This window comes from Salmonella sp. SAL04196 (assembly GCF_046550835.1).
Lineage (GTDB): Bacteria > Pseudomonadota > Gammaproteobacteria > Enterobacterales > Enterobacteriaceae > Salmonella > Salmonella enterica.
The window spans coordinates 397,452-410,173 of record NZ_JBGDXE010000002.1 but is presented as its reverse complement, the minus strand read 5'-3'; the positions used below and the strand labels follow the sequence as shown (position 1 = coordinate 410,173).

13 protein-coding genes and 1 pseudogene are annotated in these 12,722 nt (G+C 51.9%); 3 read left to right on the top strand and 11 right to left on the bottom strand.

Translation table 11 applies throughout. From position 1 onward, the window contains the following. Positions 1–65: 65 nt before the first annotated feature. The 10 genes from ACLJPE_RS11470 to cysD form a co-directional block, all read right to left on the bottom strand. A complete protein-coding gene (locus ACLJPE_RS11470; protein WP_000253542.1) occupies positions 66–692 on the bottom strand; it encodes a protein-L-isoaspartate(D-aspartate) O-methyltransferase in 627 nt (208 codons plus the stop codon). Then, positions 686–1,447: a 5'/3'-nucleotidase SurE gene (surE, locus tag ACLJPE_RS11465; protein ID WP_001221538.1), complete on the bottom strand. Its 762-nt coding sequence runs from the start codon at positions 1,445–1,447 to the stop codon at positions 686–688. The genes ACLJPE_RS11470 and surE overlap by 7 nt, the downstream gene beginning before the upstream one ends. Next, a complete protein-coding gene (gene truD / locus ACLJPE_RS11460) occupies positions 1,428–2,477 on the bottom strand; it encodes a tRNA pseudouridine(13) synthase TruD (RefSeq protein WP_031601825.1) in 1,050 nt (349 codons plus the stop codon). The genes surE and truD overlap by 20 nt, the downstream gene beginning before the upstream one ends. Then, positions 2,474–2,953: a 2-C-methyl-D-erythritol 2,4-cyclodiphosphate synthase gene (gene ispF / locus ACLJPE_RS11455; RefSeq protein WP_001219244.1), complete on the bottom strand. Its 480-nt coding sequence runs from the start codon at positions 2,951–2,953 to the stop codon at positions 2,474–2,476. Before ispF ends, truD begins: the two co-directional genes overlap by 4 nt. Continuing rightward, positions 2,953–3,663, bottom strand: coding sequence for a 2-C-methyl-D-erythritol 4-phosphate cytidylyltransferase (gene ispD, locus ACLJPE_RS11450; protein WP_000741653.1), 711 nt, complete (start codon positions 3,661–3,663; stop codon positions 2,953–2,955). The genes ispF and ispD overlap by 1 nt, the downstream gene beginning before the upstream one ends. Positions 3,664–3,681: 18 nt before the next feature. After that, entirely contained in the window at positions 3,682–3,993 is a 312-nt protein-coding gene (gene ftsB / locus ACLJPE_RS11445) for a cell division protein FtsB (protein ID WP_000517480.1), read from the bottom strand. A gap of 190 nt (positions 3,994–4,183) precedes the next feature. Continuing rightward, positions 4,184–4,507: a DUF3561 family protein gene (locus tag ACLJPE_RS11440; RefSeq protein ID WP_001537530.1), complete on the bottom strand. Its 324-nt coding sequence runs from the start codon at positions 4,505–4,507 to the stop codon at positions 4,184–4,186. A gap of 50 nt (positions 4,508–4,557) precedes the next feature. After that, complete coding sequence (cysC, locus tag ACLJPE_RS11435; protein WP_001173661.1) at positions 4,558–5,163, bottom strand: adenylyl-sulfate kinase; 606 nt, start codon at positions 5,161–5,163, stop codon at positions 4,558–4,560. Beyond that, a complete protein-coding gene (gene cysN, locus ACLJPE_RS11430; protein ID WP_001092256.1) occupies positions 5,150–6,589 on the bottom strand; it encodes a sulfate adenylyltransferase subunit CysN in 1,440 nt (479 codons plus the stop codon). Before cysN ends, cysC begins: the two co-directional genes overlap by 14 nt. Positions 6,590–6,598: 9 nt before the next feature. Then, complete coding sequence (cysD, locus tag ACLJPE_RS11425; RefSeq protein ID WP_000372384.1) at positions 6,599–7,507, bottom strand: sulfate adenylyltransferase subunit CysD; 909 nt, start codon at positions 7,505–7,507, stop codon at positions 6,599–6,601. A gap of 250 nt (positions 7,508–7,757) precedes the next feature. On the opposite strand from cysD, the gene ACLJPE_RS11420 reads away from it, so the two are divergent. From ACLJPE_RS11420 to sopD, 3 genes and pseudogenes are all read left to right on the top strand, one after another. Beyond that, the gene (locus tag ACLJPE_RS11420; RefSeq protein WP_000490483.1) at positions 7,758–8,804 is read left to right on the top strand and encodes an aminopeptidase; all 1,047 of its coding nucleotides are present in this window, start codon (positions 7,758–7,760) and stop codon (positions 8,802–8,804) included. Positions 8,805–8,905: 101 nt separating this feature from the next. After that, positions 8,906–10,498, top strand: a pseudogene (cas3, locus tag ACLJPE_RS11415) (CRISPR-associated helicase Cas3'); the annotation flags it as partial. Positions 10,499–10,881: 383 nt separating this feature from the next. Further along, on the top strand, positions 10,882–11,835 hold the full coding sequence (sopD, locus tag ACLJPE_RS11410) for an SPI-1 type III secretion system effector SopD (RefSeq protein WP_023207766.1): 954 nt from the start codon (positions 10,882–10,884) through the stop codon (positions 11,833–11,835). A gap of 87 nt (positions 11,836–11,922) precedes the next feature. Here the strand turns inward: sopD and cysH are convergent, their stop codons facing one another. Then, positions 11,923–12,657: a phosphoadenosine phosphosulfate reductase gene (gene cysH, locus ACLJPE_RS11405; protein WP_000080397.1), complete on the bottom strand. Its 735-nt coding sequence runs from the start codon at positions 12,655–12,657 to the stop codon at positions 11,923–11,925. Positions 12,658–12,722: the final 65 nt, after the last annotated feature.

The window sequence follows — 12,722 nt, the reverse complement described above, 5'->3', positions numbered from 1 at the left end:
CCAGGAAAACTCCAGGTATTCGTTTCGGCTTCATCAGGCGTAATAGTGGGTGTTTGCAGGGCAAACTAGGCCAGCTCTCCCTTGACTAACGGGACGAAGCGAACGGCCTCCACGGTATCGATAATAAATTCGCCGCCCCGGCGACGCACGCGTTTCAAAAACTGCTGCTCATCGCCCACGGGCAGAACAAGAATGCCGCCTTCATCCAACTGTGCCATGAGCGCGGTAGGAATTTCCGGCGGCGCGGCCGTCACAATGATAGCGTCAAACGGCGCACGCGCCTGCCAGCCTTGCCAGCCATCGCCATGACGGGTAGAAACATTATGTAAATCGAGCTGCTTCAGGCGGCGGCGCGCCTGCCATTGCAGCCCCTTAATCCGCTCAACGGAACAAACATGATGCACCAGATGCGCCAGAATCGCCGTCTGATAGCCGGAACCGGTGCCAATTTCCAGCACCCTGGACTGCGGCGTCAGTTCGAGCAGTTCCGTCATTCGCGCCACCATATAGGGCTGCGAAATCGTCTGACCCTGGCCTATCGGCAAAGCGATATTTTCCCAGGCCTTATGTTCAAACGCTTCATCAATAAATTTCTCGCGCGGCACTGCGGCAAGCGCATTAAGCACCAGCTCATCTCTGATGCCCTGTGCGCGCAATTGTTCAAGAAGAGCCTGTACACGTCCACTTACCATTGCGTGCCAACTCCCACGCTGTCTAACCAGTCTGAAACCACATCATGCGCGCTGTGCGCGGTTAAATCCACATGCAACGGCGTGACGGAGACGTAGCCTTCATCCACCGCCGCGAAATCGGTATCCGGCCCGGCATCGTATTTATCGCCCGGCGGGCCAATCCAGTACAATGTATTACCGCGCGGATCTTCCTGCGGGATTACTTTATCCGCTGGATGGCGGCTACCACAGCGAGTCACGCGGATGCCTTTAACCTGCGCTAACGGTAGATCCGGGACATTCACGTTGAGAATACGCCCGGTACGCAACGGCTCCCGGCTTAACCCTCGCAAAAGCGCGCAAGTCACGGCTGCAGCCGTATCATAATGCTGATAGCCGTTAAGGGAGACCGCTAATGCCGGAAAGCCGAGATGACGACCTTCCATCGCCGCGGCGACTGTACCGGAATAGATCACATCATCGCCCAGATTCGGACCCGCGTTAATACCGGAAACGACAATATCCGGACGCGGACGCATTAAGGCATTAACGCCCAGATAGACGCAATCGGTCGGCGTCCCCATCTGTACGGCGATATCGCCATTATCAAAGGTAAAAGTACGAAGCGAAGATTCCAGCGTGAGGGAATTAGACGCGCCGCTGCGGTTACGATCCGGGGCTACGACCTGTACATCAGCAAACTCACGCAGCGCTTTCGCCAGCGTTTGTATACCGGGCGCGTGAACCCCGTCATCGTTACTCAGCAATATGCGCATAATCACCCATTGTGTTGATCAGTTCCCTTACTACGCTGGTGGCAAAACTGCCTGCGGGCAGCCAGAAACGTAACTCGACGGTAACGTCATCCCACCAGTTCCAGCTTAATTGTTGCGGATAAAGCAGCATCGCTCTGCGCGACGCCTCTACTTTTTCGCGCAGCAACAGCGATTGCAACACCGTTTCCTGGGCAATGGCATCTTGCTCAAACGCCAGCGCCGCACGCTGTGTTCCCCACTCTCCGCTGCCCGGCAACGATGCTGTAATCATCAGCTCTTTTTCGTCTACCCGGCGCTGCAATTCAGGCAGTTCTTCAGATGTCGCGACGAACCAGCTTCCACGCCCCGCTAATTGTAGCGCATCGCCGTCAACAACTTGATTAAAGTCTGGTTTCTTCAGCCGCTGGTGAACAATTTGATTAAACAACGCGCTACGCGCCGCCGACAACCAAAAACTGCGTTTATTGCGATCGCGCACCGGCGCGTTACTTTGCGCCCAGCGCAGCGCGCCCTGCAAGTTGCTGCCACCAATGCCGAATCGCTGTGCGCCAAAATAGTTCGGCACGCCGCCATCGCGAATCGCCTGCAATCGCGTTTCGACATCGCGGCGATCGCTTATTTCACGCAACACCAGCGTAAAGGCATTGCCTTTCAGCGCGCCTAAACGCAGCTTACGCTTGTGACGCGCGTATTCCAGCACTTTACAACCTTCCAGCTGAAAGGCGCTGAAATCGGGCATCTCTTTCCCCGGCACGCGCGCGCACAGCCACTGCTCGGTAACGGCGTGTTTATCTTTTTGCCCGGCAAAGCTCACTTCGCGAGCGTGAATTTTCAGGAATTTCGCCAGCGCGTCAGCGACAAAACGGGTATTGCAAGCGTTTTTCAAAATACGCAGCAGAATGTGCTCGCCTTCACCATCCGGCGTAAAGCCTAAATCTTCAACCACCACAAAATCTTCCGGATTCGCTTTCAGCAATCCGCTACCTTGTGGTTTTCCGTGCAGCCAGGTGAGATTGTCAAACTCTGTCATTTCGCCGCCTTCATCAGCAACGCGACCGCTTCGCAGGCAATGCCTTCTCCGCGTCCGGTAAATCCGAGCTTTTCCGTCGTCGTCGCCTTCACGTTAACATCATCCATATGGCAGCCGAGATCTTCGGCGATAAAGACGCGCATTTGCGGAATATGCGGCAGCATTTTCGGCGCCTGCGCAATAATGGTGACATCTACGTTGCCGAGGGTGTACCCCTTCGCCTGAATACGACGCCAGGCTTCACGCAGTAGTTCGCGGCTATCCGCTCCCTTAAATGCCGGATCGGTATCCGGGAAGAGCTTGCCGATATCGCCAAGCGCCGCCGCGCCCAGCAGCGCATCGGTCAGCGCATGTAACGCCACATCGCCATCGGAATGCGCTAATAGCCCTTTTTCATAAGGGATACGCACGCCGCCAATGATAATCGGCCCTTCTCCGCCAAACGCGTGTACGTCAAAACCGTGTCCAATTCGCATTATGCTTTCTCCTGGTGGATGGTTCGGGTCAGATAAAATTCCGCCAGCGCCAGATCTTCCGGACGGGTGACCTTGATGTTATCCGCGCGACCTTCTACCAGCGCCGGATGAAAACCACAATACTCCAGCGCTGACGCTTCGTCGGTGATGGTCGCGCCTTCATTCAGCGCACGCGTCAGACAATCGTGCAAGAGTTCGCGGGGGAAAAACTGCGGGGTGAGCGCGTGCCATAAATCGGCGCGCTCTACGGTATGGGCAATAGCGTTTTTCCCTGGTTCGCCGCGTTTCATGGTGTCGCGCACCGGACTGGCGAGGATACCGCCGACCCGGCTGTTTTCGCTGATGGTCAGCAACCGCGCAAGGTCATCCTGATGCAAACAGGGTCTTGCCGCGTCGTGCACCAGCACCCACTGCGCCTTTGCAACGGCCTGTAACCCGGCCAAAACGGAATCAGCGCGTTCGTTGCCGCCATCCACAACGGTGATTTGCGGATGATTCGCCAGCGGAAGTTGGGCAAAGCGATGATCGCCAGGGCTGATAGCAATAACAACGCGTGTCACCCGAGGATGCGCCAGCAGCGCATGAACTGAGTGCTCCAGAATGGTTTTATTACCGATTGAGAGATACTGCTTAGGACATTCTGTTTGCATTCGGCGGCCAAATCCGGCAGCCGGCACCACGGCGCAAACGTCCAATAAAGTGGCTGCCATGTTAAATCCCTGGATGGTTTATCGATGAGTTTGCCCCGCCGTTGCCGCGCGTTTTGAGGCGTCAGGCACCAGACGATAGAAGGTTTCGCCCGGTTTGGTCATGCTAAGTTCGTTGCGCGCGCGCTCCTCAATCGCTTCCTGGCCGCCATTGAGATCGTCAATTTCGGCAAAAAGCTGATCGTTACGCGCTTTAAGTTTGGCGTTTGTCGCCTGCTGCGCGACCACATCATCGTTGACGCGGCTATAGTCATGTATGCCGTTCTTACCGAACCACAGCGAGTACTGTAGCCAGACCAGTAAAGCCAGCAACAGCAGCGTTAGTTTACCCATCCTGCCCCCTGAAAAACGGCATCATCATCCCATAACGTCCTCTGTGACTCCACATTCAGGACGGGATTGCCGCGACAACGCCGGCAAATGTACCACATTTGCCGGATGTTACGTATACCCGAGTAAGGAGAACATAATCTCATTGTTGGTTACGGTTTGAATTATGACCGGAGGCGCAGTGATAACCCGTCTACCCTAATAGCCATATAAATAACGCGCCGAACAGCGCGCCTACGGCCAGTAGAGTAAACATGATGCTAAAAAGTATTTTGCCCTTTACCAGCAAATGCAACGCAATGCCGATAATCACCGATACCGGCATTAACGCGAGGAAAAAGGGCCAGGTATAGAGGAAAAAAAACAGCGTGTTAGGGCCATAAAGCAGAAAAGGGATCCCCAACGCCAGCAGCCATGACACAAAGCCGACCACCGCCCCCGGAAATGCACTGGTGGCGTCATCGTCGACCATGAAGGCGTCTGACCTTGTGAAAGTAATGTTATGGCTATTACGCATATTAAATCCTGTAACCTTGACCATACCGGGCATACAAGCCCGGTGGTGTCTCAGGATCTGATAATATCGCGCCGTCTCAGCAGGTCTAATAATTGGGAAACCAAATTTGTTACTAATTGTTCACCATTAAGATGAACCTGGGGCGAGTCAGGCGCTTCGTAAATGGCGTCGATGCCGGTAAAGTTACGCAACTCGCCCGCGCGCGCTTTTTTATACAACCCTTTAGGATCGCGCTGTTCACAGATAGCCAGCGGCGTATTGACATAAATCTCGATAAAACGATCGTGGCCGACGCGCTCTTTTACCAGTTGCCGCTCGGCGCGGTGCGGAGAAATAAATGCCGTCAAAACAATCAGACCGGCGTCCGCCATCAGACTGGCCACTTCGCCTACCCGCCGGATATTCTCCTGGCGATCGGCATCGCTAAAGCCTAAATCACAGCACAAACCGTGGCGCACATTATCGCCATCCAACAGGTAGGTACTGACGCCACGCTGATGTAACGCCTCTTCCAGCGCGCCGGCCACCGTTGATTTTCCCGAACCGGAGAGCCCGGTAAACCACAGCACCACGCCACGGTGGCCGTGGAGCTGTTCACGGGCGGCGACAGTAACGGGATGAGAGTGCCAGACCACGTTCTCATCATGCAGCGCCATGTTTATCTCCCAGCAAATCGCGGGCGTCCCAGTGCGGAAAATGACGGCGTACCAGCGCATTCAGCTCCAGCTCAAACGCACTGTATTCCACGGGCGGCGTCGCTCCGCGTTCGTCCAGTTCCCGCACCATGCCAGCGCCCACGGTAACGTTAGAAAGTCGGTCGATAAAAATCAGCCCGCCCGTCACCGGATTTTGCTGATAAATATCCAGCGCGAGCGGCTCATCGAATGTCATCTCCACCAGACCAATACCGTTTAACGGCAGGCTCTCGACGTCTCGTTGAGTCAGATTGTTGATATCAATCTGATAGCGAATAGCCTCGATACGCGCGCGGGTTTTCTTACCCGCAAGTTTAACGTCGTAGCTTTGGCCCGGCGCCAGCGGCTGTTCCGCCATCCATACCACGTCGATCGCGGCATGACGCGCAGGTGCCAGCGTCTCGTTTGCCGCCAGCAGCAGATCGCCGCGGCTAATATCAATGTCGTCGTTGAGTACCAGGGTAATGGCTTCGCCCGCACAGGCTTCTTCTTTATCGCCATCAAAAGTGACGATACGCGCCACGCTGGATTCCACGCCGGACGGCAGCACTTTAATGCGCTCTCCGACTTTGACGCTACCAGACGCCAGAGTGCCGGCATACCCCCGAAAATCAAGATTCGGGCGATTGACGTATTGTACCGGAAAGCGCATCGGCTGACGGTCTACCGCACGCTGTATGTCTACCGTTTCCAGGACTTCCAGCAGCGTCGGACCGCTGTACCAGCGCATATTCGCGCTCTGCGCGGCGACATTATCCCCTTCCAGCGCCGAAAGCGGGACAAAGCGAATGTCCAGATCGCCTGGCAACTGTTCAGCAAAGGTCAGGTAATCTTCGCGAATACGGGCGAAGGTCTCTTCGCGGTAGTCAACGAGATCCATTTTGTTGATTGCCACCACCAGGTGTTTGATCCCCAACAGAGTGGAGATAAAGCTATGGCGACGCGTCTGATCCAGCACGCCTTTACGCGCGTCGATCAATAGGATCGCCAGATCGCAGGTGGACGCCCCGGTCGCCATATTACGGGTATATTGTTCATGGCCCGGCGTGTCGGCGATAATAAATTTTCGTTTTTCCGTGGAGAAATAGCGGTACGCGACGTCAATAGTAATGCCCTGCTCACGCTCAGCCTGCAGCCCATCTACCAGCAGCGCCAGATCGAGTTTTTCTCCCTGCGTGCCATGACGTTTACTGTCATTATGCAGAGAAGAGAGCTGATCTTCATAAATTTGCAGGGTATCGTGCAGCAAACGACCTATCAGCGTACTTTTACCGTCATCAACGCTGCCACAGGTTAAAAAACGCAACAGGCTTTTGTGCTGTTGGGCAATCATCCAGGCTTCGACGCCGCCTTCATTGGCGATTTGTTGGGCAAGTATGGTGTTCATGGCGGCTCCTTAGAAATACCCCTGACGTTTTTTAAGCTCCATCGACCCCGCCTGATCGCGGTCAATCATCCTTCCCTGGCGCTCGCTGGTGGTAGAAACCAGCATCTCTTCGATAATTTCCGGCAGCGTTTGCGCGTGGGATTCCACCGCCCCGGTGAGCGGCCAACAGCCAAGTGTACGGAAGCGCACCATCCTTTTTTTGATGACTTCGCCAGGCTGGAGGTCGATACGATCGTCATCCACCATCATCAACATGCCGTCACGTTCCAGAACCGGGCGTTCAGCAGCCAAATACAGCGGCACGATGTCGATGTTTTCCAGCCAGATGTATTGCCAGATATCCTGCTCTGTCCAGTTGGAGAGCGGGAAGACGCGTATACTTTCTCCTTTATTAATCTGACCGTTATAGTTACGCCACAACTCTGGCCGCTGATTTTTCGGGTCCCAGCGATGGAAACGGTCACGAAAGGAGTAAATACGTTCTTTCGCGCGGGATTTTTCCTCATCGCGCCGTGCGCCGCCGAACGCGGCATCAAAACCGTACTTATTCAGCGCCTGCTTTAACCCTTCGGTTTTCATAATGTCGGTGTGTTTAGCGCTACCGTGAACGAACGGATTGATGCCCATCGCCACGCCTTCCGGATTTTTATGTACCAGCAATTCGCAGCCGTATGCGTTGGCGGTACGATCGCGAAAGGCGTACATCTCACGGAATTTCCAACCGGTATCAACGTGCAATAGCGGGAACGGTAACGTACCCGGATAAAACGCCTTACGCGCCAAATGCAGCATGACGCTGGAGTCTTTACCAATGGAGTACAGCATGACCGGATTAGCGAATTCCGCTGCCACTTCACGGATAATGTGGATACTTTCCGCCTCCAGTTGCCGCAGGTGGGTGAGTCGTTTTTGATCCATAACCGTTCCTTTGCAATACCGTTTTTTGCTAAACATTTCGATTACACGACTATAGGGAGCGCAGGAGAGTGAATGAAATGACGAATTGGAATGAGTAGTTCCTCAAAGGAATAACGCGGCCCAAAAACCAATATCAAAAAATGCTTAACGTACCGGATTGCCAGCATTTAGGAGCAAATGAAATTGTATTAACACGATCGCGGTTTCATACTAGCCACGTAAAATTTTGTTCTGTATTTAAGGACTCATTATGTTTTCCGCAACGCGCCGCTTTGCCGTCATTCTGGCGCTCGGCGTAGGCTTTATCCTTCCTGCACAAGCAGCATCACCAGGGCCTGGTGAAATAGCGAATACTCAGGCACGACATATCGCCACCTTTTTTCCCGGGAGAATGACGGGCTCCCCCGCCGAGATGTTGTCTGCCGATTATTTACGCCAACAATTTACCCAGATGGGATACCAAAGCGATATTCGAACGTTTAATAGCCGATTTATTTATACCACGAAGGATAATCGCAAAAACTGGCATAACGTGACGGGCAGTACGGTCATCGCCGCCCATGAAGGGCGCGTGCCGCAGCAGATCATCATTATGGCGCATCTAGATACCTACGCTCCGCAGAGCGACGCTGATGTCGATGCCAATCTGGGCGGTTTAACGTTACAGGGAATGGATGATAATGCCGCGGGATTAGGCGTTATGCTGGAACTGGCGGCGCGTCTGAAAGATATACCGACCCATTATGGGATTCGTTTTATCGCCACCAGCGGGGAAGAAGAGGGAAAGCTAGGCGCGGAAAATTTACTCAAACGAATGAGTGACGCTGAGAAGAAAAATACGCTGCTGGTCATTAATCTCGATAACCTGATTGTTGGCGACAAGCTCTATTTTAATAGCGGGAAAAATACGCCGGAAGCGGTGCGTACACTGACCCGCGATCGGGCATTAGTGATTGCGCGCCGTTATGGTATCGCCGCCAACACCAATCCGGGACGCAATCCATCCTACCCCAAAGGAACGGGTTGCTGTAATGATGCGGAGGTTTTCGATAAAGCGGGAATATCGGTGCTTTCTGTTGAGGCGACGAACTGGAATCTGGGTAAAAAAGACGGATACCAGCAACGCGTGAAAAATGCCTCCTTCCCGAACGGTAATAGCTGGCACGACGTACGGCTTGATAATCAACAGCATATTGACAAGGCGCTGCCAGGGCGGATTGAGCGCCGTAGCCGCGATGTAGTGCGGATAATGCTGCCGTTGGTAAAAGAGCTGGCGAAGGCGGAAAAAACGTCCTGATATGCTGGTGAAACGTGTTTATCCCCGCTGGCGCGGGGAACACCCTGTTTCAGGTTACTACCTAATCCGTTAGGGCGGTTTATCCCCGCTGGCGCGGGGAACACGGTGGGCGAGAAATGTCGGACTCTTTCCGACAATCCATCTGGCAGCCAACAGAAAATATAGCTGAAGATTATGCCCGTGATGATGGCAACGCGACTACTGAGTGCCATACCTGGTTTGCAGATTCACGCAAAAAAGCGCTGCTGGCGGAAGTCGGCGTAGGTACGCTGGATCAACTCTTAATGGCGGTGATGCCTTTTCGCCATCAATCGCTCCGATTGCTAGGGATGCGCGACAAAATCCTGCTGCTGGATGAAGTGCACGCCTATGATGGTTATATGGTTAAATTGCTGGAAGGTTTATTGCGCTTCCATGCCGCCCAGGGCGGTAGCGCTATTATTCTGAGCGCCACTCTTCCCGCCGCTTTACGGGAAAAATTACTTAATGCGTTTAGCGATGGCGCGGGATTTATGAGCGCTGGTGGTAGCGATAACGCGGGTTATCCATGGTTAAGCCACCTCACTTCCTCCGGTCTGTTAGAGCAACCACTGGCCACACGTCCCGAAGTCCAAAGGACTGTAGCCGTTAATTGGATACAGCAGCGCCAGGAAGCACTGGACATTATTTATCGCGTTGTGGCAACCGGACAGTGCATTTGTTGGATCCGCAACACGGTTGATGATGCGCTGGACACTTACCAGCAGTTGCTACACGAGGGAATCGTTCCAGAGCAGGATCTTTTGCTTTTCCACAGCCGTTTTGCTTTTATCGATCGTATTGCTATTGAAAATAAAACGTTAAACTGGTTTGGTAACAATGCCCCCGTTTCTGAACGACGTGGTAAGGTATTAATCGCCACACAAGTCGTTGAACAAAGTCTCGATCTGGACTTTGACTGGATGATCACCGATCTGGCGCCGATTGATTTATTGATCCAGCGCGCCGGTCGCCTGCAACGCCATATCCGCGATGCCCATGGGCAACGAAAATCTACGCTTCCGGATGAACGCCAGCCACCAGTATTGCATATTCTGGCCCCTCACTGGCAGGAGCAGGCAGAAGAGGGCTGGTTGGGGCAAGAGCTAAAAGGTACCGGCTTTGTTTACGCCGATCATGCCTGCCTGTGGCGTACACAGGCGCTGCTGCGTCAACATGGTGAGATCCGTATGCCGGATAATGCCAGAGCACTCGTTGACGGCGTATACGAGCAGAAAATTGCTGCGCCAGCAGGCTTGCAGACGATCTCTAACGTTGCCTTTGGCAAAGTCCTTAGCCAACGTTCAGTGGCTGCGCAAAATTTATTACGTTACGATCTCGGTTACGATCGAGAAGCCAGCGACTTTTTATGGGATAAAGATAGAGAATTTTCTACCCGTCTGGGTGAAGAGAGTGTTGATGTTTATCTCGCCAGAAAAGACATTGATGGACAGCTACGCCCTTTAGTTGATGAAATAGATTTCTGCTGGGAAAAAAGTCGCTTATCCGTCCGAAAATCATGGTGGCAAAAAAATTCTGGTACATTCCAATGTCCAGATGAGGAAACATTAGCCTGTTTCAGAAAACGCCACCATCGCCCTTCCGGACAGGTTGTGCTGGTATCTGATGCCGGAGAAGCTAGCTATTATAGTAAACGTTTTGGATTGGTTGGATAACGGGTATTATTCTAACTCCGTTGTATAGAGAAGTTATTACATTAGATTCACCAAAATCTTTGTAGCTTCTCTATCTACATCCATTTCCATGAATACCCTTAATTAATTAAATTTAACTACTTCATTTCATCATACTTTATCTCTCAGCATCAACACCATTCATGACAAACCAAAATTTAAAAAAACGACCATTTGCGGCGAATCATCTACCTTTTGTCTGAATTATCGTCACCATAAAGGATTGCCAACACTAAATGTGCTGTATTTATAATGCCGTTCAAATTCTCTCCTGTAGTAAACCTTGTCTGTTTAATAAAAAAGAGAGAATTGAACGATATATTTTACTCCGGATATTGAATAATATAAATTTGAAGGAAAATATTATGCCAGTCACTTTAAGCTTCGGTAATCATCAAAATTATACGCTTAATGAAAGTCGGCTTGCTCATCTGTTAAGCGCAGATAAAGAAAAAGCAATCCATATGGGGGGCTGGGATAAAGTCCAGGATCATTTTAGAGCGGAAAAAAAGGACCATGCGCTGGAAGTGTTACACTCCATCATTCACGGTCAGGGCCGTGGTGAACCTGGAGAGATGGAAGTTAACGTAGAGGATATAAATAAAATTTACGCCTTTAAACGGCTACAACATCTGGCCTGCCCGGCTCATCAGGATCTGTTTACTATCAAGATGGATGCCTCTCAGACACAATTTTTACTTATGGTCGGCGACACGATGATCAGCCAAAGCAATATTAAGGACATCCTCAATATATCAGATGATACAGTGATAGAATCTATGAGTAGAGAGGAGAGACAGTTATTTTTACAAATATGTGAGGTGATTGGTTCGAAGATGACCTGGCACCCGGAATTACTTCAGGAGTCGATTTCTACTCTACGAAAAGAAGTGACGGGCAATGCACAAATCAAAGCGACGGTTTATGAGATGATGCGTCCCGCAGAGGCTCCAGACCACCCGCTTGTCGAATGGCAGGACTCACTTACTGCAGATGAAAAATCGATGCTGGCCTGTATTAATGCCGGTAACTTTGAGCCTACGACTCAGTTTTGCAAAATAGGTTATCAGGAGGTACAAGGTGAAGTCGCTTTTAGCATGATGCATCCGTGCATCTCCTATTTACTACATAGCTATTCACCGTTTGCAGAGTTTAAACCAACAAATTCTGGTTTTTTAAAAAAACTTAATCAGGATTATAACGACTATCATGCAAAAAAAATGTTTATTGATGTAATTCTTGAAAAGATATATCTAACGCATGAACGTTCTTTGCACATTGGTAAAGATGGGTGCAGTCGTAATATATTACTGACATAAAGATAGTCAGTAAAATAACTAATTTAAAATCCGGCTGCCTGCCGGATTTTTCATAGCAGCAAGTATAATTATACCGCGTAAGGACAATTACCCTTCATGCAGCCCGCACTCGCGCTTCAGTCCGAAGAAGCGTGTCTCTTCTTCCGCCATGCCCGGCTCCCACTTGCGGGTAGTATGTGTATCGCCCACCGACAGATAGCCCTGATCCCACAGCGGATGGTATTTCAGACCGTGCTTTTGCAGATACTGGTAAACCGTGCGGTTATCCCAGTCGATAATCGGCAGCACTTTAAACACGCCGCGCTGGATAGCGAGAACGGGTAAATGCGCGCGGCTACCGGACTGCTCGCGACGCAGACCGGCAAACCAGGTCTGCGCGTTTAACTCTTTGAGCGCCCGGTTCATCGGCTCGACTTTGTTGATGTCATTGTATTTCTCAATGCCCTCAACGCCCTGCTCCCACAGTTTGCCGTAGCGCGCTTCCTGCCAGGCCGGACTTTCGCCCGCGCGGTAAACTTTCAGGTTGAGTTTAAGTTTGTCCGTTAACTCATCAATAAACTGATAGGTTTCCGGGAACAAATAGCCGGTATCGGTGAGGATCACCGGGATATCCGGGCGAATCTGGTTCACCAGGTGCAGGCTCACCGCCGCCTGGATGCCAAAGCTTGAGGAGAGCACGTATTCGCCGGGCAGATTTTCCAGCGCCCAGACCACGCGTTCTTCGGCAGTTAGCGTTTCCAGTTGGGCGTTGGTTTCCGCCAACGCCAGTACGCGATCGACTTTTGGCAGTTCATTCAATGCGTTGAGATCGAGTTGGGACATAAGTTCCTCACTGTTTGCCTTGCCTGATGGCGCTGTGCTTATCAGGCCTACACAGACGCCATCCG